General features: G+C 43.7%; 27 protein-coding genes. 10 read left to right on the top strand and 17 right to left on the bottom strand.

The window, feature by feature from the left end; translation table 11 throughout:
* Positions 1-92: 92 nt before the first annotated feature.
* From hemL to J3998_RS00845, 8 genes are all read right to left on the bottom strand, one after another.
* The gene (hemL, locus tag J3998_RS00880) at positions 93-1,373 is read right to left on the bottom strand and encodes a glutamate-1-semialdehyde 2,1-aminomutase (protein ID WP_208146456.1); all 1,281 of its coding nucleotides are present in this window, start codon (positions 1,371-1,373) and stop codon (positions 93-95) included.
* Between the two features lie 73 nt (positions 1,374-1,446).
* Entirely contained in the window at positions 1,447-2,088 is a 642-nt protein-coding gene (gene thiE / locus J3998_RS00875; RefSeq protein WP_208146453.1) for a thiamine phosphate synthase, read from the bottom strand.
* Positions 2,089-2,154: 66 nt separating this feature from the next.
* Entirely contained in the window at positions 2,155-2,658 is a 504-nt protein-coding gene (locus J3998_RS00870) for a peroxiredoxin family protein (protein WP_208146451.1), read from the bottom strand.
* Positions 2,659-2,765: 107 nt separating this feature from the next.
* Complete coding sequence (gene rpiA, locus J3998_RS00865) at positions 2,766-3,431, bottom strand: ribose-5-phosphate isomerase RpiA (protein ID WP_208146449.1); 666 nt, start codon at positions 3,429-3,431, stop codon at positions 2,766-2,768.
* 204 nt (positions 3,432-3,635) lie between these two features.
* On the bottom strand, positions 3,636-4,136 hold the full coding sequence (locus J3998_RS00860) for a hypothetical protein (protein WP_208146447.1): 501 nt from the start codon (positions 4,134-4,136) through the stop codon (positions 3,636-3,638).
* Positions 4,137-4,229: 93 nt separating this feature from the next.
* The gene (locus tag J3998_RS00855; RefSeq protein ID WP_208146445.1) at positions 4,230-4,751 is read right to left on the bottom strand and encodes a copper chaperone PCu(A)C; all 522 of its coding nucleotides are present in this window, start codon (positions 4,749-4,751) and stop codon (positions 4,230-4,232) included.
* Between the two features lie 36 nt (positions 4,752-4,787).
* Positions 4,788-5,390 carry an SCO family protein gene (locus tag J3998_RS00850; protein ID WP_208146443.1) on the bottom strand — a complete coding sequence of 201 codons (603 nt, stop codon included), beginning with the start codon at positions 5,388-5,390 and terminating at the stop codon, positions 4,788-4,790.
* A 160-nt stretch (positions 5,391-5,550) separates the two neighbouring features.
* Complete coding sequence (locus J3998_RS00845; protein ID WP_208146441.1) at positions 5,551-7,566, bottom strand: TonB-dependent receptor domain-containing protein; 2,016 nt, start codon at positions 7,564-7,566, stop codon at positions 5,551-5,553.
* Between the two features lie 434 nt (positions 7,567-8,000).
* On the opposite strand from J3998_RS00845, the gene ilvA reads away from it, so the two are divergent.
* Entirely contained in the window at positions 8,001-9,530 is a 1,530-nt protein-coding gene (gene ilvA, locus J3998_RS00840; RefSeq protein WP_208146439.1) for a threonine ammonia-lyase, biosynthetic, read from the top strand.
* A gap of 43 nt (positions 9,531-9,573) precedes the next feature.
* On the opposite strand, the gene gshB is transcribed toward ilvA, so the two are convergent.
* The 5 genes from gshB to purM form a co-directional block, all read right to left on the bottom strand.
* Positions 9,574-10,617, bottom strand: a complete 1,044-nt coding sequence (gene gshB / locus J3998_RS00835; protein WP_208146437.1) for a glutathione synthase — start codon at positions 10,615-10,617, stop codon at positions 9,574-9,576.
* 426 nt (positions 10,618-11,043) lie between these two features.
* Positions 11,044-11,679 (bottom strand): dCTP deaminase, encoded by a 636-nt coding sequence (gene dcd / locus J3998_RS00830; RefSeq protein ID WP_208146435.1) that lies wholly within the window; start codon positions 11,677-11,679, stop codon positions 11,044-11,046.
* Positions 11,680-11,691: 12 nt separating this feature from the next.
* Positions 11,692-12,498 (bottom strand): DUF3108 domain-containing protein, encoded by an 807-nt coding sequence (locus tag J3998_RS00825; protein WP_208146433.1) that lies wholly within the window; start codon positions 12,496-12,498, stop codon positions 11,692-11,694.
* A 19-nt stretch (positions 12,499-12,517) separates the two neighbouring features.
* Positions 12,518-13,195: a phosphoribosylglycinamide formyltransferase gene (purN, locus tag J3998_RS00820; RefSeq protein ID WP_208146431.1), complete on the bottom strand. Its 678-nt coding sequence runs from the start codon at positions 13,193-13,195 to the stop codon at positions 12,518-12,520.
* Between the two features lie 82 nt (positions 13,196-13,277).
* Positions 13,278-14,327 carry a phosphoribosylformylglycinamidine cyclo-ligase gene (gene purM / locus J3998_RS00815; RefSeq protein WP_208146429.1) on the bottom strand — a complete coding sequence of 350 codons (1,050 nt, stop codon included), beginning with the start codon at positions 14,325-14,327 and terminating at the stop codon, positions 13,278-13,280.
* 171 nt (positions 14,328-14,498) lie between these two features.
* On the opposite strand from purM, the gene J3998_RS00810 reads away from it, so the two are divergent.
* From J3998_RS00810 to J3998_RS00775, 8 genes are all read left to right on the top strand, one after another.
* The gene (locus J3998_RS00810; protein WP_208146427.1) at positions 14,499-15,734 is read left to right on the top strand and encodes a DUF2066 domain-containing protein; all 1,236 of its coding nucleotides are present in this window, start codon (positions 14,499-14,501) and stop codon (positions 15,732-15,734) included.
* A gap of 105 nt (positions 15,735-15,839) precedes the next feature.
* Positions 15,840-16,556, top strand: coding sequence for a DnaA regulatory inactivator Hda (gene hda, locus J3998_RS00805; RefSeq protein ID WP_208146425.1), 717 nt, complete (start codon positions 15,840-15,842; stop codon positions 16,554-16,556).
* Between the two features lie 135 nt (positions 16,557-16,691).
* Positions 16,692-17,198, top strand: a complete 507-nt coding sequence (locus tag J3998_RS00800; protein ID WP_208146415.1) for a TlpA family protein disulfide reductase — start codon at positions 16,692-16,694, stop codon at positions 17,196-17,198.
* A gap of 227 nt (positions 17,199-17,425) precedes the next feature.
* Complete coding sequence (locus tag J3998_RS00795; protein WP_208146413.1) at positions 17,426-18,001, top strand: thioredoxin family protein; 576 nt, start codon at positions 17,426-17,428, stop codon at positions 17,999-18,001.
* Between the two features lie 23 nt (positions 18,002-18,024).
* Complete coding sequence (locus J3998_RS00790) at positions 18,025-19,455, top strand: TolC family protein (RefSeq protein ID WP_208146411.1); 1,431 nt, start codon at positions 18,025-18,027, stop codon at positions 19,453-19,455.
* A gap of 20 nt (positions 19,456-19,475) precedes the next feature.
* Complete coding sequence (locus J3998_RS00785) at positions 19,476-20,003, top strand: efflux RND transporter periplasmic adaptor subunit (RefSeq protein ID WP_243750529.1); 528 nt, start codon at positions 19,476-19,478, stop codon at positions 20,001-20,003.
* A gap of 15 nt (positions 20,004-20,018) precedes the next feature.
* On the top strand, positions 20,019-20,288 hold the full coding sequence (locus J3998_RS00780; RefSeq protein WP_208146409.1) for a hypothetical protein: 270 nt from the start codon (positions 20,019-20,021) through the stop codon (positions 20,286-20,288).
* Positions 20,289-20,309: 21 nt separating this feature from the next.
* Positions 20,310-21,170: a PilZ domain-containing protein gene (locus J3998_RS00775; RefSeq protein ID WP_208146407.1), complete on the top strand. Its 861-nt coding sequence runs from the start codon at positions 20,310-20,312 to the stop codon at positions 21,168-21,170.
* 86 nt (positions 21,171-21,256) lie between these two features.
* Here J3998_RS00775 and J3998_RS00770 read toward each other — a convergent pair whose 3' ends face one another.
* Positions 21,257-22,561, bottom strand: a complete 1,305-nt coding sequence (locus J3998_RS00770; RefSeq protein ID WP_208146405.1) for an OprD family outer membrane porin — start codon at positions 22,559-22,561, stop codon at positions 21,257-21,259.
* Between the two features lie 255 nt (positions 22,562-22,816).
* Here J3998_RS00770 and J3998_RS00765 point away from each other — a divergent pair, with 255 nt between their 5' ends.
* Entirely contained in the window at positions 22,817-23,638 is an 822-nt protein-coding gene (locus J3998_RS00765; RefSeq protein ID WP_208146392.1) for a metal-dependent hydrolase, read from the top strand.
* A gap of 84 nt (positions 23,639-23,722) precedes the next feature.
* Here J3998_RS00765 and J3998_RS00760 read toward each other — a convergent pair whose 3' ends face one another.
* From J3998_RS00760 to J3998_RS00750, 3 genes are all read right to left on the bottom strand, one after another.
* A complete protein-coding gene (locus J3998_RS00760) occupies positions 23,723-24,640 on the bottom strand; it encodes a helix-turn-helix domain-containing protein (protein ID WP_208146390.1) in 918 nt (305 codons plus the stop codon).
* Between the two features lie 513 nt (positions 24,641-25,153).
* Positions 25,154-26,098, bottom strand: coding sequence for a ribosome biogenesis GTPase YlqF (ylqF, locus tag J3998_RS00755; protein ID WP_208146388.1), 945 nt, complete (start codon positions 26,096-26,098; stop codon positions 25,154-25,156).
* Between the two features lie 76 nt (positions 26,099-26,174).
* Positions 26,175-26,891: a DUF3581 family protein gene (locus J3998_RS00750; RefSeq protein ID WP_208146386.1), complete on the bottom strand. Its 717-nt coding sequence runs from the start codon at positions 26,889-26,891 to the stop codon at positions 26,175-26,177.
* Positions 26,892-26,901: the final 10 nt, after the last annotated feature.

Genomic DNA, 26,901 nt, shown 5'->3' with positions numbered 1-26,901 from the left:
ACTAAATCTCGTTTTGAAAAAAGAGAGGTTTGCGGAAATGCAGAACCGGAATTGTTCTGTATTTCCTTACTTGCGTTCAGCGTTATGGCACGTTACAGCGTTTTCATAACCTTAGCTGCTGCGTCGATAGTCGCTTGGATATCTTCGTCAGTATGCATAATCGATACAAAGCCCGCTTCGAATGCGGAAGGCGCTAGGTAAATACCTTCATCCAACATGCCGTGGTAGAACTTTTTGAAGCGTTCCATATCGCCTTGGCAAACTTGTGCAAAACGCGAAATGTCTTTTTGATCGGTGAAGAAGAAACCGAACATGCCTCCGACTTGGTTAGTGGTGAAAGCAACGCCAGCTTCATCTGCTACTTGTTGTAAACCTTGAACCAGTTTTGTTGTTTTTGCCGTTAATGCTTCGAAGAAACCATCGGCAGAAATAAGCTCAAGGGTTTTTAGACCGGCTGCCATCGCAATCGGGTTACCGGATAGGGTACCGGCTTGGTAAACCGGACCTAGAGGTGCGATGTGCGACATGATCTCTTTTTTGCCGCCGAAAGCGCCAACCGGCATACCGCCGCCGATAACTTTACCGTAAGTCGTTAAATCAGGCTGCACATTATAGTAACCTTGCGCACCTTGTAGACCGACACGGAAACCACACATGACTTCGTCAAAAATCAATACGGCACCTGTTTGGTCACAGACTTCGCGTAATGTTTCTAGGAAGCCTTGTTCCGGAGGAATACAGTTCATATTGCCGGCCACTGGTTCGACGATAATACAAGCGATTTGATCACCGATTTCTGCGAATACTTTGCGAACTTCTTCAGAATCATTGTGCGTTAAGGTGATGGTTTCAGAAGCCAGACCTTCCGGTACACCTGGTGATGACGGTACACCAAGCGTTAGCGCTCCAGAACCGGCTTTAACCAATAACGAATCCGAATGCCCGTGATAACAACCTTCGAACTTAACGATTTTGTCGCGGCCAGTGTAACCACGCGCTAGACGGATTGCGGTCATGGTTGCTTCCGTTCCCGAGCTAACCATACGCACCATATCGATTGACGGAATCAAATCGCAGATAAGATCAGCCATCGTGGTTTCAATCGCCGTCGGCGCACCGAAACTTAGACCGTTTTCCGCTTTCTCTTGCACGGTTTTGATTACTTCTGGGTGAGCATGACCCAAAATAGCTGGGCCCCACGAGCCAACGTAATCGATGTATTGTTTGTCATCTTCATCGGTTAGGTAAGCGCCTTTGGCCGCTTTGAAGAAAACCGGTGTGCCGCCAACGCTTTTGAATGCGCGAACGGGTGAGTTAACGCCACCAGGGATGTGTTTTTGGGCTGCTTCGAACAGCATTTGCGACTTGCTCATAAAGTATCCTTTTTTTCTTGTCGCCGCAGCACTCAATGCCTGCGACGGCTTTTCTAAAATTTTGTGTGGAGCATTATAGCGATTTGTCGCTTTGAAACAAATTGCTAAGGCTGTGTGCCGATTTTTGAATGTTTGCTTGTGCGAAGATGCCTTGGATGACGGCGATGGAATCCGCACCGGAATCAAGCAATTGTTGCGCATTGTCGGTGTTGATTCCTCCGATGGCGACCAGCGGTATCTTTAACTTTTGTTTGGCAAGTTGTAATGTCTTGATCTCTGCTTGCGGTGCATTCTGTTTGGTTTTTGACGGGAAGAAACGACCGAAAGCAACATAGTCGGCACCGAGGTTTTGCATCTGTTGCGCCCGTTCTAACGAGTTGTAACAGGAGATACCGATAATCGCTTGTTCTCCCAGAGCGACTCTAGCTGCTTGGATTGCGGTGTCGTCTTTACCTAGGTGAATACCGTCGGCTTGGCTATATTGCGCTAGTTCGATGGAGTCATTCACAATGAAAAGGACATTATGTTGCTTACACAGTTTTGCCAGTTTATGAGCCATTGCTTTTTGCACAGCAAACGGTTGCGTCTTATCGCGGTACTGTATGATTTTGGCGCCGCCATCAATCGCTTGGTTAACTTTATCGATCAGTGTGTCATTTGGACATAACGCCGGGTCGGTTATGGCGTAAAGCCCTTGGATCGGTTTCGAGGTCATTAATTTTCTGCTTTAAAAATGAAAAAGCCACGCTTAACGTGGCTTTACATGAACCGTTGTAGTGAATTAAAACTGCGGGCTCATCTGTTTGATGCGTTCAGTCACTTGTGCGAAATGCACTTCACCGATTTGCTGATAAACAATCTTACCGTTCGGTGCAATCAAGAAGCTGGTTGGGGTAAGTAGCACATCCCCAAAAGCTTTAGCGATTTTACCGTCTGTATCCATCACAAAACTAAATGGGTAAGGGTTGGCCTGAATGAATTTCTCAACCTGTTCTTTTGGATCATAATCCATTGAAACGGCGATTAATTCAAAACGATCACCCAGTTCTTGTTTCATTTCAGCAAGAGCCGGCATCTCTTCAATACAGCCCGGACAAGAAGTGGCCCAGAAGTTAACCAAAACCGGTTTCATCGGTTTACTTAAGGTGATTTCTTGCCCTTGGCTTGTTGTTACTTTAACTTCCGGCGCATTGCCTAAACCATCTGAAAAAACCGTGGCGTAAATTAACGCGGCCAGCAGGGCAACCACCACTAACCCGAAAAGTTTGCTGCCAATGTTTTGCATAAGGCTCTCCTAAGACTTGTTAATTTTGGGTAATTAAACACCAAAGTATTTTGGCATGAGCTCTGTCAACGAAATGTGAACAGAGCTTGGATATGCCGCTTAAGAATTTATTTAGCAGTGATGGTTTCTACGCCGTCTTTGGTTCCGCATAGGAAAACATCGGCATTACGTGCTGCAAATAGACCGTTAGTCACTACGCCTACAATGCTGTTCAGTTCGTTTTCCATTGATACCGGATCAACAATTTCAAGACCGTGCACGTCTAGAATAACGTTGCCGTTATCCGTTGTGAAACCGTCACGAAGAACCGGCTCACCGCCGAAACGCTTAACAACTTCACGAGCAACATAGCTGCGCGCCATTGGAATCACTTCAATCGGAAGCGGGAATTTACCGAGTACGTCGACTTTTTTAGAATCGTCGGCGATACAAACGAATTTATCGGCTACCGCAAGTACGATTTTTTCACGCGTTAGCGCGCCGCCGCCGCCTTTAACTAGGCATAGACCTGGATCGGCTTCGTCAGCGCCGTCGATATAAACCGACATTTCGTCAACGCTGTTTAGGTCGAATACAGGAATACCGTGACCTTTCAGACGCTCAGCGGTCGCTTCCGAAGAGGCGACCGTGCCTTTGATTGTGCCTTTGATTTTAGCCAACTCATCAATAAAGAAGTTTGCTGTAGAACCGGTTCCAACACCGATAATAGTATCTGGAACAACGTATTCGATTGCCGCTTTAGCTACTTCTAACTTTAGTTCATCTTGTGTCATCTTTGAGTATCCTTTGTCTAAAATAAGGTCTAATTTTTATCTGTTTTTTTAAGGTAACTCGCTATTTTAATCACTTTAGCCGCTAGCGCAAAATTATTTATTGGTTACGATTTCGAGTATCAAAATGCATTCTGAGTAAACCCTAATAAAAAACCGACAGAGCACAAGACGCTGTCGGTTCTAAAAAGCAAGTAAAGAGGAGTTTTACTTTCTTAGTGTTGGTGACGGCTCAACTTCCGGCGTAGGTACTGCAAGGGCAGGAGGCATAACGCCTTCTTTCCGCTCATAGCTTTCGACAATCATGCCCGATTGGGTTACGAAATAATTGTTTTCGTAAACATGAACCGTTTTAAAGGTCATCGGACGGATTTGACGAGACTGTTCCGCCAGCGGTTTGCCTAACGCCATGTACATGCCGCACATAGTCATCGAATTGATCGCTACTTTTTTCGGAATATTTTCGTGATCCTGACCGCTTAACTGGCCGCGAATATCCAATTCTTGAATATAGGCTTTCTTTTGTGTTTCATCGGTCAGAGAGTTATATCTAACGCAAAGATCAAGCGTTCCCATTTTGGCTAATTCGCTATCGCGATTTAGCATCTCTTCAGCACTTGGATTTGGCATGTTCTTCGGCATTGCGAATGCCATGCTGGTCACGAATGTTGAGGCGATAATTCCGGCAGAAAGAATACGTTTATTCATAATGCTTATCCTTGATTTTGCAGGCCGTTGATTCTAAGGAGTTTTTTTATATCAGTAAAGTCTTATCTATTTATTCGGCACTAAAGATTTTTATTAGTGCATCATCCCGCCGCCACACTTATGCCCGGCGCCGTGATTCATCATCGGTTTTTTCATCATCCCCATAAATGATTTAACCGGCATGTCGACCGACTTTTTACTGCCGTCGGCAAATTCAAGTTCAACATTGACGGTTTGCCCAACTTTAATCGGGTTGTGTGGGCCGATTAGCATAATGTGCAGGCCGCCCGGTTTCAGCTCGGTTGTGCCATTTGCAGGAATGGCGATAAAGTCGATTTTACGCATGCGCATCACGCCGCCGTCGTTGGTATGAGTATGCAGTTCTATCGTTTTCGCCACATCTGAGTGTGCTTGTACCAGTTTAATTTCCGATCCGGAGTCATTGCTTAAGGTCATAAAACTCGCCGAAGCCGGTGCTGTTGGTGGTACTTCTCGTGCAAATGGATTGTCAACTTTGATGTGATCTGCATCGGCGGCGAAAGCCCCAAAACTGGCAAAAGTAGCGGCCATTCCTAAGGTTAGGGTGGCGATTGTTTTAGAAAGTCGGTTTTTCATAAAAGATCCTATAGAATTTTTATAGATATTAATAAGTTATGGTAAATACTTGCTAATGGTTTTGACAAAAGTCTGCGGTGTGGTCGCATGTGGTAGTTGTTCTTGAAGAACACCTTCCTTGTCAATTACATAGGTGAATGCACTATGGTCAACTGCGTAATTCGTACCGTTATTAGGATCATCGACCCTTGCATAGACAACACCATAGCGCTGTGCAATTTCCATTAGCTCTTTTGGGGTACCGGTTAAGCCAAGCACATTGGCATCAAAATAGTCGGAATACTGTTTTAAACGTTGCGGCGTATCGCGTTCAGGGTCGACCGAAACAAATAGAATTTGCAGGTTTTGCTTTTGCTTGTCGGTTAAGTTGCGGTAGGCCACTGACAAGTTACCTAGGTTGGTAGGACAAATATCCGGGCAGAAGGTATAACCGAAATAGAGTAATACCAATTTGTTTTGGTAGTCGGACAGACTGTGTTTGCCGTCATAAGCCAAGAGCGTGAAGTCTCCGCCTTTTGGCTTTTCGGCGGTAATTAAGTGTGCTTGTCCGGTTTTATTGTCTTGCATCGGGGTAAGTAGCATAGCGAGGCCGATTAGCGCACCGATCAGGATAATTCCCAGAGTGATTTTATTGTTCATGACTGTTTTCATTGTTAGTTAGGGAAGCGCAGAACAAGTCCATCGGGACTTATTCTGCGTTTCCTTAGGCCTTTTTCATAGAGGTAAATGATAAAACGCCCAGCAATAATTAAAGAATTGTTGGGCATTATTTTAAGGGGTTTTATAAAGTAAAGTCTTTCTAGAAAGTGACTTTGACTTTTGCCCAAGCGATGCGACCTGGCTCATTGAGGTTATAGACTTTACCGGTAGTCGGATCGATTCGATTCAACGCATTTTGATAGGCCTTATCAAAGACATTGTCAATACCAAGCATCATCGAAGCGTTTTTATGAAGCTTGACGTTAGCGTAGACATCTAGGGTTCCCCAGCCCGCAGTTTCTAGTTCGTTGATATTGTCGTTAACATTTTCTTGTGATTTAGCAAAGTTAATTCGAGCTCCTGCTAACGTATTACCGGCGTGGTATTCGGTATAGAGTTTGCCGGATAGCGGTGTCATGTTCGCTAGGTAGCGGTCATCGGTTTTGTTCTGTCCAAAGGTGACATTAGTATCGAAGCCGATACGGAACTGTTTCGAAATTTGCTGTGTACCGGAGAGCTCTAGACCGTAAATATGAGCGTCGACATTGCCGTAACGTTGGTTTGCGCCATCAAAATAGTAGAGGATATAGTCCTCAACCACATCGTAATACGCCGAAGCGGATAGGCTTCCGTTAGCGTAGCTTTTAGCGATTCCCATATCAAACTGGTTGTGTTGTTCCGGTTTTAAATCAGGATTCCCGGTCCAAGCCGAACCTTTTACGATGTAAAGTTCGGTTGCATCCGCAAAACGGTAGCTACGAGAAAGTCCTGCATAGAATTCGGTTGAGGCGTCTAACTGGCGTTCATAACGAATCAGCGCACTTAGCTTATCGGCTTGATTGTCTGTATCAGTTGAGCCATAAACATTTGCATACACATCTGATGGGGTGCCGCCAGCCGTGCTTGTGTCGGCGCTGTCCGCTTTGGCATCAAACACGTCATAACGAAGACCGAGAATAACTTTTTGGTTATCTTTGAAGAACGAGGTTGATTCCGCGAAAACCGAGTTAGTCGTGGTTTGTGCATCCGGCCACATATACCAGACAGATGTTCCCATGCCGTTTTTCAGATTAGAGAACTTTTTAACAATCTCGGTTTGAATTCCGTAATCCAACTGAGTATGGCCGAGCATTGAAGTCAACTTTAGTTTTACGCCATCCGTCGATACATCGGTCTGGTTAATCATCGGCATGCTACCACTGGCTAAAGTCCGAAGGGTATGGTTATCCATAATATGGTCAACATCAGAGTGGTAAGCATCGAATTCGATGTTACTAACAAAACCGTTCAGATCTTTACCACGATATTGCAGACGGGTGGTGCGGCCGTCCGATTCTGGAGAATCCATCATCGCGCCTTGGAAAAGTGCATCTTCGATAACGCTTTGTTCGTAAGACAGTTTCAGCATGTGGTGTTTATTCGGTGTCCAGCCTAAGTCAATGTGTCCCTGTTTGCTTTCATAGCTGGAACGCACTTCATAGCCGTTACCGTCGCGATAGTTTTCCGCGCTTTTCTTAGAGCCTTGTAACACGATAAAGCCTTTTTCACCGACCGCTTCAACGGTCGCACTCAAGTCTGCGTTCAGACCATTATCGGTCGTGCCTAGATTAATCTCACCGCTAACGGGCTTTTCAGGATTATATTGCGGGGCATCGCGCTCAAATAATACCGTGCCACCTGTTCCGCCAGCTGCCTGAGTAAGGGTTCCGACACCTTTGATTACGGTAATGGTGTCATAGCTACTTAACTCGGCGTAAGCTGTCGGAGGATCCATGCGATTCGGGCAGCCGCCTTCAATTTTTGCACCGTCTAATAAAATATTCAGTTGCGAAAGGCTTTGTCCGCGAATATTTAGGTCAACGCCATGTCCACCCATGCGAGAAGCGTCAACGCCATTGATATTACGAAGTGCCGTGCCGGTCTCGGAATTTCCATTGGTTACAAGCTCTTCTGCCGGAGTCGTTAAAACCTGTGCTTGGTTGACGGTTTCGTTTACATTCACTGTCGGAAGCTGAGTTTGCTCGTTCGCTAAAACGGCATGACTGCTTAGGCTTACAGAGAGTACGGAGAAAATCGCGAGTTGTAACTTGCTAGGCATAAATACTGGATGTGACACGGATAAATCCTTATGTTAGAGAAACGGAGAATAAGTCCAAATGGTTTTAGGCAAATTTAACCAAGCCTCTGTCTCGACTTACCCCTTCGAGCGTCGAGTTCTTCGTTTCCTTGGTGAAAGTGAAATAAAAAGTGTGCGTATTGTATATTATTGAATGCTTATGTTTAATAGAGAAACTCTGTGTTTTGCCCGTGAATCTTGAAAAGATTCTTTCAGAAGTCTTGCTAGATTCTTAATTGACTGGGGTCTATTGCAAATACTTCATTCGGCTGCGTTCATGAATGGTTCAAATAGACGTAATCGAATTTACTCTGAAAAAGTTGCAGGTGCTATACTATGCGGCACGAAAAAACCTTTAAATATAAAGCGCCCAGCGAGTTTTGCCGACTTATTCAGCGTTTTCCCCTTGCTTGCCGCGACTAAATGGATTCCCTATGCCCGAACAGATTTTACGACGTGTATTAACCGCTCCGGTTTACGATGTGGCGCAAGAAACGCCGCTGGATTCAGCACCGATTTTGAGCAAGCGTTTCCGTAATCAGATTTGGTTGAAGCGCGAAGACCTACAACCGGTTTTCTCTTTTAAGCTACGCGGTGCTTACAACCGAATGGTTCAGTTGACCGAAGAACAAAAAGCAAAGGGCGTTATTGCTGCTTCAGCAGGCAACCATGCTCAGGGAGTCGCTCTCGCGGCCGGAAAACTCGGTGTTGAAGCAACCATTGTAATGCCGAAAACCACGCCACCGATTAAATACAAAGCGGTTGAACGTCATGGCGGTAAGGTGGTTCTATATGGTGATTCATTTGACGAAGCGTCGGCTTATGCACAAGAGCTGATGCAAGAGCAGGGCTTAACCTTTATTCATCCATATGACGATATTGATGTCATTGCCGGTCAGGGAACGATTGCTCTAGAAATTTTTCGACAGCACCCGACACCCTTAGACGTTATTTTTGTACCAGTCGGCGGGGGTGGTTTGGTGGCCGGCGTAGCCGCGGTGATCAAACAGGTTTGGCCAAGCACGCGCGTAGTTGGAGTTGAACCGGAGGATGCGCCTTGTATGACCGAAGCACTTAAAGCCAACGAACGTATTGTGCTTAATCAAGTCGGTTTATTTGCCGACGGCGTTGCTGTGGCACAAGCCGGCAAGTTGCCGTTCGCTATTGCTAAGACCTGTGTCGATGAAATGGTCACGGTCACCACCGATGAAATCTGTGCCGCAGTTAAAGATATCTTTGTTGATACGCGTGCTATTTCCGAGCCGGCCGGTGCTTTAGCAGTGGCCGGCATGAAACGTTATGTCGAGAAATATCAATTCAGTGGCAAGCAACTCGGTTGTATCGTTTCCGGTGCCAATATGAACTTTGATCGTTTACGACATATTTCCGAACGTACTGAGCTCGGTGAAAAACGCGAGGCGATTTTTGCCGTAACTATCGATGAACGTCCCGGCAGTTTTAAACAATTCTGTGAAATCCTTGGCGGCCGTCGTTCCATTACCGAATTTAATTACCGTTATTCGGATGACCAGAAAGCGGTGGTGTTTGTTGGCGTTCGTACCGAGGGCGGCGTGCCGGAGCGTGAAGCGATTGTGCAGACTTTGAAAGAGCAAGATTATCCGGTTGAAGATATGACCGATAATGAAATGGCTAAGTTGCATTTGCGTTTTATGGTCGGTGGTCATGCTAGCGGTATTCCAAACGAGCTGTTATATCGTTTTGAATTTCCAGAACGTCCGGGTGCTTTATTGAACTTCTTAACTCGCATGAGTGAAGAGTGGAATATTAGTTTGTTTCATTACCGTAATCACGGTGCGGCTTATGGTCGTGTTTTGGTTGGGGTTCAAGTGCCGGATCATCAACAACACGATTTTGAGGTTTACCTAGAAAGTTTGGGTTATCCGTTTGAGGATGAATCGGACAACATGGGCTATAAACTGTTCTTACAGCCTCTGAATAAATAAAAAAACGCCGATGATTTCATCGGCGTTTTTGTTTCGAGGGTAATTAATGATCGTTTTGACGTAAATCGCTTAGGCGTTTTAGCAGATATTCGAGTTCGGCATGTTTTTCTTGTTTTTCATGAACCATTTCTTCAATAAAATCAACAACCTGAAGGTGAAGTTTGACTTTGTTTAGACGGTTGATATTAGAGATGCCTCCCGGATTTAAGACATTCACTTCTAAAATTTTATCGCCAATCATATCGACGCCAACGAAATACAAACCGTCCGCTGCTAGACGCGGGCCGATTTTACGGCACACCTGCATTTGCGAGTCAGTCATTTTGTATTTATGCGCCGTGCCGCCAATCTGAATGTTAGCTCGGATATCGCCTTCTGGCGGTTGGCGGTTGTAAGCGCCGATATATTTACCGTTTAGCATCAGTACGCGTACATCACCTTTCTCAGCGCCTTCAATATACTCTTGGATAATGACGTAGTTGGCTTCGTCTTTACCGGAAATATAGAAGTCCAGAATCGAGCTAATATTCGATTGCGCGTTCTTTTCCAAGACGATGACACCGTGACCGCCTGAACCGACCAAGGGTTTAAGAATAACTTTATCGCCCGGCATTTCATTGATGGTTTGGCGGATAAACTCCTTGTCTTTGGACACATAGGTAATCGGTAAATAATCATTGTTCGGGTCATTGAAAGTACTGGTAAACAGCTTGTTATTGGCTTTACGGATACCATCGACATCGTTCAAAATGACACATTCGTTTTTAATTGAGTCCAAGAAGTTGAAGATAACCGCATCAATTGGCGGATCTTTACGAATCATCAGGCTATCTAAGCTATGCAGCGGTGTTTGCACTGTTTTGAAGACGGCTTTTTTGTGGAACTGGGTAATATTATCTGGAACTTTTTCCATCGGCTGTAGGCGCAGCATCTTGGCATAAGCGACATTGTTCTTTACGGTTAGGTTTTCCGTATATAGTAGAGAAACCTTATGACCTCGCTTGAGGCATTCGCGGATCACTAAAATGGTTGAGTTTTTAGTTGGGGTCAGGTTTTCCCAGTGGTCAATCATAAAGCCGATGTGCATAGTAATACCTCAATTCAATTAGGGGTGATCTCATCTTTTTTAGATGAAAAAGAGCAGATCGAATTGTTGAAAAAAATGTAAGGTTTTCCGTCAGAAATGTGGCGGAATTCGGGATTGATTAAAAGTTGGAATTATCGGTATTTTTTAGCATAGGTAAAGCGAAAAATGCACCGAAATCTCAAAAAGATTTTATTGTGAAAATTAGAGATTTTTATATGCCGTCTATTGTGGCACGGGAGGTTGGCTTGTTTCTCTTAAAGCCAACCTTAAGTCAATGCTGTTCACTTAGGGGATTTGTTTATTAAAACAGGGGATTGCCACGACCCATAGATGAGAATGGGCCTCGCAATGACCGTCATTGCGAACCTAGTGAAGCAATCTTTATTTCCTAAGTGAATGGCATTGCCGCCTTAAGTTGCTAGCTGGTTATTCGCCAAGTAGGTCAAGTTGTGGACTGGCCGGTTTTGGCTTTTCCTGTTTCTGATCTTGGTTGATGCGACTTGCCGTTGGTCCTTTTTGGTTACGGTATTTGGCATCCAGTCGCTTGTTATAAGGTTGATCCGATGCGCTCGATAAGGTCTCAAAGTTAATTGCGCAAATATCCATGCCAGGACGCAATGCCAAAGGCAGTTTGCCACTGTTGAAGATTTCTAAAACGATCTGACCTTCCCAGCCCGGATCGATGCGATGAGCCGTGACATGTACCATTAATCCAAGGCGCGCTAAACTGGAACGGCCGTCTAGCCAACCAACTAAATCGTCTGGAATCGAAACCGCTTCAAAGGTTGCGGCTAGCGCTAATTCACCCGGATGCAAGAAAAACGCATCACCCTCGGCGATTTCGATTTCATCACCCATGACCGTATCCATGATTTTTTGGACTTCATCTCGTGGCCCGCTTAAATCGATGTATGGCGCTGTGTGATCATTGAATACGCGGAATTTATTGTCCAAACGCAAATCAACGCTAATGCCTTTGATTTTGGATTCGTCCGGCATAGGTGTGATGGCGATTTTGCCGGAGGCTAGGTTTTTCTTAATATCGCGGTCGCTAAGTTTCATAGGTTTGTCTTTTTAATCAAATTCAGGGGCTTGCTGTAAAGTCAGCGTTAAGGTCTGGTCTTCATCTCTATCGTGAATTCGAACCTTTCCAGGAAAGTAATGCGTTTGCGGCAATAGCCATAAGTCTATCTCATATCGTGCGTTTCCAAAACTGAATTTCTCTGCTTCGAGACGATCATATTCCAGTTGTACGCGAGATTTTTGGTACTGTTCTTTAAAGGTAATGTCGTATTGATGTCTGCCGCTTTGTAATTTCAATTGCGCTTGATTGATATCGATCTGATTTAAAGCGTACCACTGAATGGCATAGACAATAGAAGTGGTGTCGAATAAACCGCTACTCCAGTCAAATTGCAGCGCTTTTTCCAGATAAGCAACTTTATTGTCTTCGACTTGGTAGGTTTGGAATTTATCTTTCTTATCACTGCCTTTGCTGCGAATGATGTGTTTTTGATAGCCTTGCCAAAGAAAAGCGTCGGTGCTTTGTTGGATTTTAATGGTTTCTATGGCGGAGTCTTTAACAAACCAACTCGCTAGTCCTTTTGGAATCGACTCTGTGGTTAATTCACAGTTGGAGTTATCGTCTTCGTTGTCGGAAGAGCAGTTGAAAACATGTTTGCTATTGCCGAGGTCCATGCCATAAAGATTGACGAGGAAATTGGCTTGGAAATTCGGAATTTCTTGGTGCTGTGACGTTGCAGAAGTCGCTGTTGCTAAAGCGTTAGAAGAAAACAGCGTGCTTGCAAAGAGTGAACAGCCAATAAATATTGTCACGATACGTTTTGGCTCAAAATGAGAGAAAATCTCTTTGCTATTCAAATTGTCTCCAGTACTCCGGTTAATCCGAAGTTTGCTCTGCAAGCAGTAGCGGTTGTTGCAGCTGTTGTCCGAAATAAACGACTCGATTATCGATCAATTGGATGCGCTCTTCGCAGAACCAACGCACAACCAACGGATAGGCGATATGTTCCTGCTGATGCACCTTTTGTTGCAGACTTTGTTCGGTTTCGTCATTCTCTATCGCCACCTTCGCTTGCAAAATAACCGGGCCGCCATCGAGTTCAGGCGTTACAAAATGAATACTTAATCCATGCTCGGTATCACCCGCCTCAAGCGCGCGTTTATGCGTGTGTAGCCCTGTGTATTTAGGCAATAGCGAAGGGTGGATGTTTAACATTTTACCTAGAAAATGCTGAGTAAAACCTTGAGTGAGAATGCGCATAAATCCTGCAAGGACAACTAAATCAATTTTGGCTTGATCTAATTGCAATTGCATTTGAGTATCAAATTCTTCTCGCGAAGCATAATCGGTATGATCGATACAAAGGGTGGCAATTCCGGCTTTCTTGGCGCGCTCTAATCCGTAAGCGTCTGGACGATTGGATATGACCAAAGCGATTACATAGAGATCGGATGTTTTGGCTTGGTCGTCGATAATAGCTTGTAAATTGGATCCGTTACCGGAAATCAGCACGGCAATTTTTTTGGGGGAGTGTTGAACCGTTGAGTCTGTCATTTGGGGAATGTTTTTATAAAATCAATCTGATTTGAGTTGGTAAAGCGGTAAAGTGCAGAAGACTTTACCGCCAAAATTGATTTTACTCAGAAACCAACTCAACGGACGGTTCAACTGAATCGGATGCTTCAATGGTACCGATGACTGAAACCGTTTCGCCTGCTGCTTCAAGAGAAGCAATGGCTTTTTCTTGATCCGCTGCGTCAACCACGATGACCATGCCGATACCGCAGTTTAGAGTGCGGTGCATTTCTTCATAGGTAACGTTACCTTTCTCGGCAATCCAATCGAATACTTGTGGGCGGTGCCACGCGTTAGTATTGATTTTTGCCATGGTGTTTTCCGGCATAACACGTGGAAGGTTCTCCAGTAGACCGCCGCCAGTAATGTGCGACAGGGCGTGAATATCGATTTGTTTCATTAGTTCAAGCAATGGCTTAACGTAGATACGAGTCGGCGCCATCAGAGCGTCGATCAGCGGTTGACCATCAATTTCTTGGTTAATGTCTTCGCCGCTCACTTCAATGATTTTACGAATCAAAGAGTAACCGTTCGAGTGCGGGCCGCTTGAGCTTAGGCCTAGCATGACATCGCCGGCTTTAACTTTCGTGCCGTCGATTAGATCAGATTTTTCTACGATACCAACACAGAAACCGGCTAGGTCGTAATCGCCTTTCGGGTACATACCCGGCATTTCCGCAGTTTCACCACCGATTAACGCACAGCCTGATTGTAAACAACCTTCGCCGATTCCTTTAACCACATCGACGGCAACGTCCAATTCTAATTTACCGGTTGCATAGTAGTCTAAGAAGAATAGTGGCTCTGCACCTTGAACGATTAGATCGTTAACACACATTGCTACTAAATCAATCCCTACTTGGTCATGCTTGCCGCTGTCAATCGCCAAACGTAGTTTGGTACCAACGCCGTCAGTACCCGATACCAAGATTGGGTTTTTGTATTTGCTCATGTCCAATTCAAAGAGTGCACCGAAACCACCAAGTGAGGCTGGAACTTCAGGGCGTGTCGTCGCTTTGGCAATAGGTTTGATTGCTTGTACCAGAGCGTTACCGGCATCAATATCTACACCTGCGTCTTTATAACTGATTGATTGGGTATTTTGAGTCATAATCTTCTATCTAACTTTTAAGTCCGTTACAGATCCATCAAGTTTGCATGGACATGGTTGAATGTGATTTGTGACTAAAGTGAATTCAAGTGGTGTAAAACAGCCACTAAAAAACGCTAAAGTCTGCAAAAAAAATATTATGATATTGTAACGAAATTTTTAGGCCGCTATATGAGAACTTTTAAGCAATTATTACTCTCGACTATATTTATTCTGCCAAGTGTCATCAGTGCGCACTCTGCACATGCTGAAGTTGGCTCCCAAACCCCGCATAGTACAGTACCAAATACATCGCTTATTACATCAAATCGTTCTGCAAATGTTGCGTCTTCGGCGTTACAAACGCCTATATCTGAGTCAAATCTACCGGCACCGCCACCAGAGGTGACGCCGATTACCGAGATAAATCTCTACCAAGTTGAGTTGGCAGATATTTCGAATAGCAATAGTGTGGCATTAAATGAAACGCAGTTGGTGCAACTGTCCGAAGCAGGCATGAAAAAATTGTTAGTGAGACTGACGGGCAAAAGCGTTTTATTAGATTCGCCTCGAACGGAGTTTTTATTGAGTAATGCTCGTAATTGGTTGCGAACTTATAGTTATGTGCCGATTGTGCAAGAAGGGGTTCAGGTCGGTCAAAAATTACGTTTAAAGTTCGATGAGGTGGCGATCAAAGCGGCGCTAGCACAAGCGCAAATTAAAATCTGGCCACTGAATCTACGCCCTGAATTGTTATTAATGGGAACCTTGGTTGAAAATAGTTCGGTAACCAAGCTTGACCAAGAAACTCTGCAATACCGAATTGACATTAATCTTCGCTACCTGTTTGCTGATATGGCTTTAAGAGTGCAGACTCCGCAGTCGTCGACGCCGTGGATTTATCCGATGAATCCGGCCAATAATATTGGTGCTTTGCAGGATTTATTAGTGCAATCCGATTTGGATAAATTACTCAGTTATAAATTGGTCAAACGTGATGACAGCTATGAATTGAGTTGGTATCTGTTTTCCGAGAACGGTTCGGTGTTGGCGAAAGGTAAAGCTGAGAATGCTAGCCGCAGCCAGTTGATGGATGATATGGTCGCCTTGGTAATGGCGCGTTTGGTTGAACTGAATCGTGAAGTGTTAGAAATTAACGATCAGGTGATCATTAATTTGACCAATGTCAGTGATTTAAAGTCAATTCAGCAAGCGATGGCTGTATTACAGGGTAATATGCCAACCTTAACCGAACTTAACTTGGTTGCTGTTCAAGATCGTTTAGCGCAATTGCAAATTGCTTTTCGTGGTGACTATGCCAGTCTTATGCAATGGCTATCAGCTATGCCGCAGTTTTCGGTGGTTCGTTCTTCGGAAATGTTACGGCAGATTGATGCCAATTTTACTTATGTTGAGCCTGTAGAATAGGTGCTCGTTGATTGACAGACTGGCGCATATATTACAAAAGCCAGTAAGAAATTGAACAAAATCTAATTCATATGCGATTGATACTTTGAAAGGAGTCTAAGTACTGTGTTTGTACAAATGCCATTAAAAATGGGGCTGCGCGATGATGCAAGCTTTGAAACCTTTGTCGCCGAACAAGAGTCGGTGGCAGTGGCATTAAATGTACTGCAGAACACCTTGTCCAAACCACGCGGTAGTGCTTTTTATTTAAGCGGTGTGCAAGGTGTTGGTAAAACCCATGTGTTGCAAGCCGCTTGTCGGTTTATGACCGAACGTAATCAGGACAGCGTGTATCTGCCGATGGGGGATGAGTCTTTGCCTTTGATTCCCGATGTTTTGCATGGCCTCGAACAGACCTCTCTGGTCTGTCTGGATGATGTTGACGTGATTATCGGCAATAAAAACTGGGAAGTTGCTTTAGCAAACTTGATTGTTAAGTCGAGTGTGCAGGGTAATACCTTACTTTTGGCTGGTGGTACCCACATTAATAATTGGAATATTGTTATGCCGGAACTGGCAAAGGCTTTAGTTAGTGTTTTGCCGATAGGATTACTTCCTCTAGCCGATTCAAGTGAATTAATCAGTGCTTTGCAACGCCATAGTCGTAAGCGAGGCTTCGAATTACCGGATAATGTCGGTGATTATCTTCTTAAACACTGCTCGCAAAACCTGCCGGAATTGATGCAGATATTGGATCTCTTGGAAGAAGCGACTTTAGTCGAGAAGCGTCGTTTGACTCTCGCCTTAGTCAAATCGGTTCTGCCGCAAGAAGCCAGTGCCTAGCCATCTGCTCAACAGACCCACGTCAAAACACTATGAATAGAAGATGGCGTTCAACTTTTCTGACTTGGTACGCAAGCTAAGTTTGCTTACAATGGGCGCCAGTTTTATTACCAATTTCTAATACGGGATCTGATTATGAAAACATTTCTGTCTTCAACAAGAACGGGACTGCTAGCACTTTTTACCGCTTTATCTCTTATGGCCGCACCAAGTTACGCGCAAGAGTTAACGGATGTTACCTTTGTTGATCTAGATGGCAATAAAAGTAAATTGTCTGATTATCGCGGTAAATGGGTGGTAGTCAATTTATGGGCCACTTGGTGCCCGCCGTGTTTGAAAGAGATCCCGGATTTGGTGATGTTTCATGAAGATCATTCGAAAAAAGATGCGATTGTAATTGGTGTCAATTACGAAGACATTGACCCGCAAAAGGCCAAAAATTTTGCGGAGTCACAAATGGTGAATTTCCCGATCGTGCGTTTTGAAGGTAAGCCCGATGGTCGCAATACGCCATTTGGTCCTTTAAAAGGCTTGCCAACCACTTATATGGTCACCCCGGAAGGTAAAATCGTTGCTGCTCGAACAGGGATGGTGGATAGCAAAATGTTGGAAGACTTTATCGAGTCGTTTCAGTCGAAATAACTTTCGCACAGTTTCCTATGTTGAAACGCGGTTGAGATTCATCTTAACCGCGTTTTTTATTTCTATATATTTCTTTGGCAAGCTATAAATTTTTCTTGGTCAGTGTCACCAACAATTGATTTTAGTCCTAACGATTAAGTTGATATATTTCTCAAGCTGATTACTTTGCAAAAAATCGTCATGAGAGTAGGCAATTGTAAAATAACGATAGATTAAGAGGAGTTCGCATGAAAAGCGCTGCGTTGCAAATAACAAATCACCATTTTAAGGCTCGATTGCTTATCGGTTATGCCGCTTTATTACTTGGATTACTTAGCCTGAGTTTGTCATCAAATGCCGTTGCTGCCGATCCCTTTTTTGATGAATCGTTCGGTAATTATCAGGAAGATTTGCAGACTGCGAAAGAAGATGGAAAAAAAGGCGTGTTTGTGTTCTTTCATATGGAAGAGTGCCCGTTTTGCCACCGCATGCGTACGACGATTATGCAAGAGCCGGATGTTATCGAAAAATACCGTTCCAACTTCTTGACTTATATGCATGACATTGAAGGCAGTAACGAAGTTGTCGGTTTTAATGGCGATAGCATGAGTGCGCAAGACATGGCTGAAAAAGTTTTTCGTGTCCGTGCGACGCCGGTGATGATTATTTTTGATCTGCAAGGCAACCCGATTGTTCGTTATACCGGCCCGACGCGTACTAAAGAAGAGTTTATGTGGATTGCTGATTACGTGCTGGATGGCTCATACAAAAATCAATCTTTCACGGCTTATAAGCGCGATCGTAAACGCGCCGCACGTCAATAAATTTAAAGGATAAGGATCAACTCTTGAAAGTCACTCCATTCTTTACTTTACGAGGGGTTCAGCGTCATTTCGCTCTCCCTGTTTTAGCTTCTAGCTTATTATTGGCTATGAGCCCTCATGTTATTGCTGAAGAGAAAAAAGTTGCTGAAAGCACTCAAACCGGTCCTGAAATTTGGACGGTAACAAGCCAAATGCCTGCTCAGCCATTACCGAATCCGCTAACATTGGAATATCTGCTCAATGAATTTCCTTTACGCTCATATCAGGCCGGTTTAAATCAAGCATTATGGCAAGTAAATCAGGCACAAGCACAAAGTTATGCTGTACAGAATAATGTTCAGCTGAATCTCGAAGGAAGATTGTCGCGCCGAGAATTTACCGAAGAGGCGCAAAGCCATAATCGCTTGGCGTTGCATTTTGGAAAGGTGCTTTATGACGGCAATCTTAATCAGAAGCAGCAACTTGCCTTGCAAGGGATGGCTGATGCGGAAAAGATACGTTTTGAAGCGCAACGCGAATTACATAAAATTTCGGTGATGCGAGCCTTTTTCGATGCCATTCTTGCAGACTTCCAGTTCCGTATCGATAATGAGGCAATGGCGATTGAGTATATCGCTTTTGATAAAACTAAGGATCGTCATAGTTTGGGTCGAGTTTCTGATGTCGACTTATTGCAGGCAGAATCCAATTATCAGACTGCTTTGCTTAACCGCTCGCGCTCGGAACAGAATCTACTGAAAATGCGTTTATTTTTGGCGAATACGTTAGGGTACGCCGAGGCGCGCCCAGATAAGCTACAGCTGCCGAATCTAAAAATCTATGCACAGCGAGATGCTAAGCAGCTCAAGCTGAATGAATTGCAGCAATCGGTTGAGCAACATCCGCAATTGGTCGCGTTAAAACAGCAATGGCAGGCGCAATTGCATAAAGTTGTAGCGGCTAGAAATGCTAATCGACCAGTGATTCGAGCGGATGCTTGGGTTGGTCAGCTTTCCAGTTATCCTGAATTACGAGAAGGTAGCTGGCGTGCAGATTTAAGTTTGCAAATGCCCTTGTATGATTCTGGGTTGCAAGACAGCCAAATTGAACAAGAGCAAGCTAAGCTCCAACATTACCAAGCGCAGTACGATGCTTTGTCAATGGAATTGCGGGAACAGGTAACCGACCTATATTTTCAATTGCAATTGCTGAAAACAGAGCAGAAAAAACACTATCTTTTTGGGGATTATGCAGATCTGTATTTGGACTACAGTCGTGCGTTGTATGAAAACGAGACCGCTACCGATTTAGGCGATTCGATGGTGCGTTTGTCGGAAGCCAATTACAACATGACTGAATGGCAATTCAAACAAGCTCTACTATGGGCTCAGTTGGATTATCTACAAGGTAAGCCATTGGCACTGTTTGTGGCGGCCAAGACTGAGTCCGAGCCGCAAAGTGATGCTGAAAAATAGATTTTATTGAGAGAAAAACCATGAATTCACTATTTCCCTTTGTAACAAAACGTTTTGTTGTTTCTACGGCTATGGCGTTGAGCCTCGGTTTGTCGACGGTAGCGGCGCATGCGCAGAATGTGATAATCGGCTCGTTAGTCGCTTCTCAGGTTCAGAAGGTGTATGTCCAAAATGGGCAGGGCGTGAAAGCCGGTCAGAAATTAATGGATTTGGATGACGCGCGCTATCAAGCTAAATTAAAGCGTCTTAAGGCAAATGCCGACATGAAGGTTGCCTTATTGCAAGATGCTCAGATCGAACTGGATCAAGCATTGGATCTGTTTGATCGAACCGTCACTTCGCGACGTACCTTAGATGCAGCTAAGTTAGCGCATATTAAAGCGAAGGCTGAAGCGGAAATGGCACAAGCAGATTTACAAATGCACAAAGCTTGGGCTAAGTACGTCTATATTCGCGCGCCGATTAGCGGTAAAATTAGCAAAATTCACGCGCCAGTCGGTACTACCGTCTTTAAAGAGAATTCCCCTTTAATTGAATTGGCGCAATAAACGATTGGAAGTTTTATGTGGTCGACTCGAATTAAATATGGAATGAAATACTGGCGTTTGGCCATTCATTTGCTCTTTAAAACCAAACACTTTGGAGTGAATAATTTATGGTGGGCATCGCAGCCTTCAGCAATTGGTTGGCATTGGTATCAAATTCTATTTGGTATGTTAACGGTAATGCCGATTATTCGTAATTATCAGTCTCTGAAGGTGCGTAGCTGCTTGGGTTGGTTACCGGAATCGGAATGCCTCGCGCTTGGTTTTAAGCCAAAGTCTTCTTCCTAGCGGTTCTAAAATGAGGTGTGAATGTTTCAACTAGATATTGAGCAACGCCAGTCATATCGAGTGACACGCCAATTTGAAGTGACCGATTTCGACGATATTGATTTTCTAGAGCCCTTTGCTGGAAATGACGTTAATCTGACCGGTCTTAGCTTCTGGGTCGAGGAAGCGGATTGGTTTCTACCCGATCAGGAAATCAGCCTGCGGGTTCGTAATTTGGAAAGCGGTGAAATTTTCTGTCTCGATTCTCTTCGCGTTGTGCATATTCAGGCGCACGACGGTCATTTCTTGTGCGGTTGTCATATTCAGCAAGTTACCAGCTCGCAACTGCTCAGTCACCATCGCTTGGTAATTACCGATGCCAAGACAGCGAATGATTCTTTACTTGGCTCGGAAATTGGTGAGTTTAATTTTATTGAAGAGGGCTCGCCGATTTCTACCGACCCGGCCGATTTACAAGAGGCTTCAATGGCCTTAGATTTAGCGGTTGCTGAGATGCAATATAATCAGCGTGAGGGTGAACAAAGCCTAAGTGAGATGTTGCAGCAGTTGAAATGGCAAGAAACGACAGAACCGTCGTTACTTGCACTCCAACAGCAGTTGGAAAAATTTGAGCAATTTTTTCGACAAGTTGGTAATTCAGCAATGGCGTTAAGTATTTTGGCAAAATTGATAGCGCATACACCCGAAGACGGAGCCGATAAAAAAGCTTGGAAAACCATGCTGTCGGATTTTGAAAATCGATTTTTAACCGAGAAGTTGCAAATCGCTTTTGATTATATGCACCAAGGTATGGCACCACAAGAAGCGTTAGCAAATGCTGAAAAGTTGTTGCAGGAAAATATTAATTCTGAGATGGCAGAAAAATCGCAGATAAACCACTAATTATTTGAATTAGCGTGCGTAATGGATAAACAAAACGGCAGAGGTATTGGGCTCCCTGCCGTTTTTTACGTTTTGTAAGGTAAGTATTAGTATTTCCAAACCATTACTATGCGGCTATGCGATTGAGTTCGGTCATTAGAATCCGTATCGTATTCACTGGTTCGGCTCACATGGAAAGCCTTGAATGTCAGGTTTTTGCTGTATTTCCAAGCTAGGCTAATATCGAATTCTGTTGCATCACTTGCAGCGGCTAGAGAACCTACTGTTGTGTCAGACTGACCATAATCGGCATAAGCGGCAGAAAGAATCCATTTAGGAGTGATTTTGTATTTGCCGCCCACTTTATAAGCGGTGACATTTTCACGGTAAGCATTGCGAGAGAAAATGGTGCTAGTGTAAGCAGGGTCGCCGCCCCAAGCATTTAGCATTGCGGTATCGCCGGAGCTTGAGTTAGCTGCTAGATAGGCAGACCAGCCTTTGCTGATATAGGTGGCTTTGGCACCGACTAGAGTGTAATCTAACTCTCCAGCTAGTCCGGTACCTACCTCTTTCTGGTTCAGAAGTTGTGCTTCTACTTTCAGGGCTCTTTTGTCAGCAATTTTGAACTTATGCTGGCCTTGCACATAAAAATTATTGCTGATTTTATCGGCATAGTAATTCCAGATAGAAACTTTGCTCGCTTTTGAAATATTGAAGTCCGCATTAACGGCCGTAATACCATTTGTTTCAGGCGTTCCAACGCCAAGCGTTGCCTCTTCGATATCGATAAATTTCGCCTGCATAGATGTCGGATTGATTGCTGTCCCAGAAGTACCGGTTCCTTCACCAATTAACCCCCATTCGGTTGCAGTACGAGCGCCAAAAGCCATTTTGGTAATTTGTGTCGCACTTAATTTTATGGCCTCGTTGACCTTGTAATTGATGCCATAACCGTGGTGAAAACTAGGCATAGTACTGCTAGAGCTAACGGTCAATGGTGACTTAAAGATAGTACGCCCAACAAACCAACCGAAATCGCCGTGCTTACCGGTTAGGTTTAGTTCCCCCATTAGGCTATTAGCATGAGTGTCGCCAGCGGTATACAGGCCGCGTGCTATTTTGTCATCGGCGGAAGGGTTGTCTAGATTATTGCCGAGCAAGTCACCATCCATATAGAATCCGGCAGATAAGTTGACGCCGTTCCAGCGAACCGAAGTGTATTTCATTTTCAGCAGTTCGGCAGTGCCGTAGTTAGGGTCGAAACCGTTTGACTTGCCATCAACAACGGTCAGAGCTTTAAACATGAAATCAAGATTCCCCTTATCTTCTCCGTCAATGGTGAAGTTTTTCGCGTAGGCTGAATTGGATATTACTCCTAGAGTCACGGCAACAATGATTGGCTTTAATTGCATTGGATAATTTCCTGTATTTTTGAATAGGTTAAGTGAGCTTTTACAAGAATTTCACTTTTCAGCTATTATAAAGTAAGCATCCGTGGCTTTGTTGTTTTGCACTGGTTTCATGCATAATTATTTTTTTATTAATGTAATAATTAAATTTAATAACTATTTTTTATGTATTGATAATAATAAGTTATCTACATGTTGGGCATTTTAGGGTTTGATATACACTGTAATACCCCTCAATGTTCATTTTGGAGAAAAGCTATGTTGAAGAAGCTTCTAATTGTTACGGGTTTTGCCGTAACTCAATTTTTTACCGCGTCGACTTTTGCGAAAACCGACATTACTTATTACGGTCAGGCCGGTTATAAAATTGTTACTCCGCAAGGTCATGTGATTATGATCGATCCTTGGCTAACCAATCCGAAAAATCCGAAGGGTCAGGAGCAGTTAAACGCTTTGCAAAAGGTGGATTTGATTTTATTGACGCATGGCCATTTTGATCACATTGGAAATACGGTAGAAATCGCTAAAAAGACGGGGGCAAAATTGGTGACCAACTTTGACTTAGGTAAGGTTATGGTTGAGAAGTTGGGCTTTCCGAAAGATCAGTTCGGCTATCCGACGACGGGTAATATCGGTGGGCAAATTCCGCTATTGGATGGAGAAGTAAAGGTTGGTTTTACCCAAGCGATTCATAGTTCTAGTGTTGGTGTACCTCTAGCGGATGGTACTGAAACTTATTATGGCGGGACAGTAACCGGATTGCATATTCAGATTAAAGACGGTCCAAGTTTTTATCACACCGGTGATACTGATGTGTTTAAGGATATGGAGTTAATCAATCTATTCGGGCCGGTGGATATTATGTTGGCTGCTATTGGCGATACCTTTACTATGGGGCCGAAGCGTGCTGCGCATGCGGTTAAGCTGGTGCAACCTCGTAAAATGGTCATTCCTAACCATTTTGGAACTTTTCCATTATTACGTGGTACGCCAGAACAATTTGCAGGTTTCTTGAAAGAGGAGGGCGTTGTGACGCCGATGAGAGTTATGCAAGTTGGCGAAACCATTCGCGTGGAATAGCCTTCTAAAAGCCTCATCCATAAGTATTGACTCATTCCGTATGGCCCCGTATCGACAAGATTGTTGTACGGGGCTTTTTATTATCTAGCTATTCTCAGGGCAGCTTTCCGGGTTAAACAGCATTTTCACAACATTTTCGGTAATTAGCATTTGATCGACGCTGGCTTGAAAGTTCATTACTGTCGTATTTTGTACTTCAATAGTGTTAATGCATTCAGTATTCATATTTTTGGCAATGATTTCGCCTTCTTTGGAAACAATCATGGCGCCGAGATCTTTAATGGTTTTTTGCTGTTTAATCAAATAGGTATAGAAATGAATCCAAATCAAAGAGATCACCAGTTCTCCTAGGCTAAAAAAGCCAAAGAAATAGTAACAACCGATTTCATTTTGATCTGCTATGTCGTCAACGCTGATTTCATCGGCGCGCATGGTAAAGTCCATCAGGCGTTTGAAAATAGGCGGCTTTAATCGTAAAGCAAAAAAGTGCCCGTAGTAGTCATCTTGATACTCGCATACAGCAAAATAATTAGCGGGGTGCTGAGCAAGATTTTCATGTAATTGATTGCAGAATTGTGGCCCGTAAATTTCTTGCATAATCATGTGGTTACGGCGTAACGCGGTCATTTTGTGGCTGGATTCAAGATAAGATTTTACCTTAAACTGTTTGGTGTCCATATTTTTGGTTGGAAAATCCATCACCATTTTATGGCGCCCGAGCAGCTTTGAAAAACCAATTGCGCAAAAACTTTTTTCAATCTCAATTGACTCTGCCTCATTCAAGAACGGGTAGATGCGATCAAAGAAATTGGAGAAGTATTTAATAATTAAGGTTTGTTTGCTTAGGGCGGGTTTTGATACGCCTCTTTCCCAACGGCTTAAAGTGGTGGCATCTAAGGAACTGAAAATTCTGTCAGTGTTAATCAATTCTTCGACAAGTTCTGTTTGAGTTACCCCTTTGTTTTCACGGCAAATACGCAAGTAATCACTAAACTTAAACATGGTTGTCTATTCTCTTATATTTTTTGCAGGATATTATGTGTTGTTTTTTTTGAGATGTAAAATTCATTGCTGCAACTCAGGATTTATATGCCCTGTTGTTAAATAGATCATAGGCATATTAAAAAATAATTTTTTTTCATTTTGCTCTTCAGAGCGAAGGAGTGCAGAAATAAAATACACGCTGTAAACAGACCGCAATTTTGTTTTTTATTTTATGAACAGAAAGGTCGTCGAAGTTTTGTTTACATTGGAAGAGAAATCTTCCGGATCACTCTCTTTGTTAAGAGTCAGATTTGGCGATTTACTTATTTAGTCTTTTAAATATGGCGTTTTGGCTAAAAAAGAATTTTGCTTGGTCGATCCAATTTGTTTATTTCCCAAAAGGTCTTTAGTGCCTTGTTTGATTCCTGAGAAAATATTTAAGTTCTTTAAATGCTTACTCGGGATTTTTTTGCCTTGTCGATTTGCTTTTTCCGAACAAAACCCGTGTATCAACCGTTTCCGTACGTTTGATTAGCGTTTATTTTTCTTATGTCGAGAGCGACGTGCTTTCTTGGCTTCCTCGCGCGCTTTTTTCTTTGCTTCTTTGGCTTGTCGCTGCAATTCAACTTGTTTAAGTTCCTCTTCCATCATATCCGGCGTTTCTAGGGTTAAATCACCGAGGTAACGGTCGCGATATTCCATAATAAACAGGCGTGAGACTTTTTCTAAATCGACCATGCCGCCGGAACGTAAACAACCGCGTTTGCGACCGATTTCTTCTAGCAACTCGATGTCGGTATGCGGTAGCTCGTTAAATTCATAGCGTTGCTTAATTTGCTCAGGGTAGGCTTGCATCAGGAATTCGCAAGCGTAAGAAGCGATGTCCGGCAGTTCAAAAGCCGTCTCTTTAATGCCGCCGGTAATTGCTAAGCGGTAGCCGCTGTTTTCATTTTCGATATTCGGCCACAGCATTCCCGGAGTATCGATTAGGATAATATTTTCTTCCAGTTTGATACGTTGCTGTCGTTTGGTTACCGCCGGCTCATTACCGGTTTTTGCGATTGTTCGGCCAAGAATATTGTTAATTAACGTCGATTTGCCGACATTTGGAATTCCAATAATCAGTGCGTGGATAGTTTTAATGGTTTCCGCTTTTTGCGGAACCATTTTCTTAATAAGGCTAAGAACTTGTTCGCGGCGATCCGATTGTTGGGCATTAAAAGCGAGCGTTTTGACGCTACTTTCCTGTTCCATATAAGCCTGCCACTGTTCCGTTGTTTGAGGATCGGCCAAGTCGGTTTTGTTAAGGATTTTGATGGTCGGTTTGTCTTTACGGATCTCTTCAATCAACGGGTTTTGACTGCTGAAAGGAATACGGGCATCCAATACTTCGATAAAAACATCCACCTGATTGAAGATTTCACGCACTTCCTTTTGAGCTTTGTGCATGTGTCCTGGATACCACTGAATGCCCATTTTGTTTTTTCTCCGTACTGGTTTTACAAAAAACGCCCAACAGGGCGCTTTTAGACGTTATGTCCTGAGGGCGGGATTATGCAACCGCTTGCTGATAGTCTTGTTTTGATCGTTCGTAAACGTCAATCAATTGCTGCATCTGCTCTTCGTTATATTCGCGTAAACCGCCGATGGTCATGTTTTTAGAGCCGTGGCCGACTTCGATGTCGTTTTCGTAGATTGCGAAGTGTAGTTTTACCGTGCCGCGTTTGCCTTCAACATCTAGCGTACTATCGGTTAGCTTTAGAATAGGGTTGCTTAGATTTAAGTCATGCAGTTCAAACGCCATACTTTCATAGATAACCATCGGACGAACCGGATTAATCATCACATTATGTTTTTGCATCAATGGCACTAGGATATTTGGGAAGCTTAGGCCAGAGAAGGAGACGTAGTTGCGTGCGAAGTTTTCAATCAATTCCGCATCGTCAGTCACTGCGCCAAAACGTCCAACTTGCAAATATTCCTTGTCTTTATCATCGACGATAGATAAATTTTCTGTATCGGTTTCCGGGAAGAGTAGAGCGGTGTTATTACCAACCATGCCAGTGTATTTAAAGGTCATGTTTTGCGACAATCCCAGTTTTTTCAAAACCAGAGAAAAAAGCAAATCCCCAGGTACGCAGAAACGTTTGGAATCGGCGTTGTGCAGTGGGTTGAAGTCATTAGCGACTTCTTTGGCAAAACGGCTACCTTGCTCGGCGCTGATTTGCGTCAAGTTGCCGTTGCTCTGAAAAAATTGTTCTAAAAACATAGCCTTCCTT

This window comes from Thiomicrorhabdus marina, from assembly GCF_017571465.1.
Taxonomy (GTDB): Bacteria; Pseudomonadota; Gammaproteobacteria; order Thiomicrospirales; family Thiomicrospiraceae; genus Thiomicrorhabdus; species Thiomicrorhabdus marina.
Note: the sequence above shows the minus strand (reverse complement) of the source record. Positions and strands in the feature narration are given on the sequence as shown.

Excerpts from the sequence above, each read along its gene's own strand:
- hemL (WP_208146456.1), bottom strand. The coding sequence starts at position 1,373 with ATGAGCAAGTCGCAAATGCTGTTCGAAGCAGCCCAAAAACACATCCCT.
- thiE (WP_208146453.1), bottom strand. The coding sequence starts at position 2,088 with ATGACCTCGAAACCGATCCAAGGGCTTTACGCCATAACCGACCCGGCG.
- J3998_RS00870 (WP_208146451.1), bottom strand. The coding sequence starts at position 2,658 with ATGCAAAACATTGGCAGCAAACTTTTCGGGTTAGTGGTGGTTGCCCTG.
- rpiA (WP_208146449.1), bottom strand. The coding sequence starts at position 3,431 with ATGACACAAGATGAACTAAAGTTAGAAGTAGCTAAAGCGGCAATCGAA.
- J3998_RS00860 (WP_208146447.1), bottom strand. The coding sequence starts at position 4,136 with ATGAATAAACGTATTCTTTCTGCCGGAATTATCGCCTCAACATTCGTG.
- J3998_RS00855 (WP_208146445.1), bottom strand. The coding sequence starts at position 4,751 with ATGAAAAACCGACTTTCTAAAACAATCGCCACCCTAACCTTAGGAATG.
- J3998_RS00850 (WP_208146443.1), bottom strand. The coding sequence starts at position 5,390 with ATGAACAATAAAATCACTCTGGGAATTATCCTGATCGGTGCGCTAATC.
- ilvA (WP_208146439.1), top strand. The coding sequence starts at position 8,001 with ATGCCCGAACAGATTTTACGACGTGTATTAACCGCTCCGGTTTACGAT.
- gshB (WP_208146437.1), bottom strand. The coding sequence starts at position 10,617 with ATGCACATCGGCTTTATGATTGACCACTGGGAAAACCTGACCCCAACT.
- dcd (WP_208146435.1), bottom strand. The coding sequence starts at position 11,679 with ATGAAACTTAGCGACCGCGATATTAAGAAAAACCTAGCCTCCGGCAAA.
- purN (WP_208146431.1), bottom strand. The coding sequence starts at position 13,195 with ATGACAGACTCAACGGTTCAACACTCCCCCAAAAAAATTGCCGTGCTG.
- purM (WP_208146429.1), bottom strand. The coding sequence starts at position 14,327 with ATGACTCAAAATACCCAATCAATCAGTTATAAAGACGCAGGTGTAGAT.
- J3998_RS00810 (WP_208146427.1), top strand. The coding sequence starts at position 14,499 with ATGAGAACTTTTAAGCAATTATTACTCTCGACTATATTTATTCTGCCA.
- J3998_RS00800 (WP_208146415.1), top strand. The coding sequence starts at position 16,692 with ATGAAAACATTTCTGTCTTCAACAAGAACGGGACTGCTAGCACTTTTT.
- J3998_RS00795 (WP_208146413.1), top strand. The coding sequence starts at position 17,426 with ATGAAAAGCGCTGCGTTGCAAATAACAAATCACCATTTTAAGGCTCGA.
- J3998_RS00785 (WP_243750529.1), top strand. The coding sequence starts at position 19,476 with ATGAATTCACTATTTCCCTTTGTAACAAAACGTTTTGTTGTTTCTACG.
- J3998_RS00780 (WP_208146409.1), top strand. The coding sequence starts at position 20,019 with ATGTGGTCGACTCGAATTAAATATGGAATGAAATACTGGCGTTTGGCC.
- J3998_RS00775 (WP_208146407.1), top strand. The coding sequence starts at position 20,310 with ATGTTTCAACTAGATATTGAGCAACGCCAGTCATATCGAGTGACACGC.
- J3998_RS00770 (WP_208146405.1), bottom strand. The coding sequence starts at position 22,561 with ATGCAATTAAAGCCAATCATTGTTGCCGTGACTCTAGGAGTAATATCC.
- J3998_RS00765 (WP_208146392.1), top strand. The coding sequence starts at position 22,817 with ATGTTGAAGAAGCTTCTAATTGTTACGGGTTTTGCCGTAACTCAATTT.
- J3998_RS00760 (WP_208146390.1), bottom strand. The coding sequence starts at position 24,640 with ATGTTTAAGTTTAGTGATTACTTGCGTATTTGCCGTGAAAACAAAGGG.
- ylqF (WP_208146388.1), bottom strand. The coding sequence starts at position 26,098 with ATGGGCATTCAGTGGTATCCAGGACACATGCACAAAGCTCAAAAGGAA.
- J3998_RS00750 (WP_208146386.1), bottom strand. The coding sequence starts at position 26,891 with ATGTTTTTAGAACAATTTTTTCAGAGCAACGGCAACTTGACGCAAATC.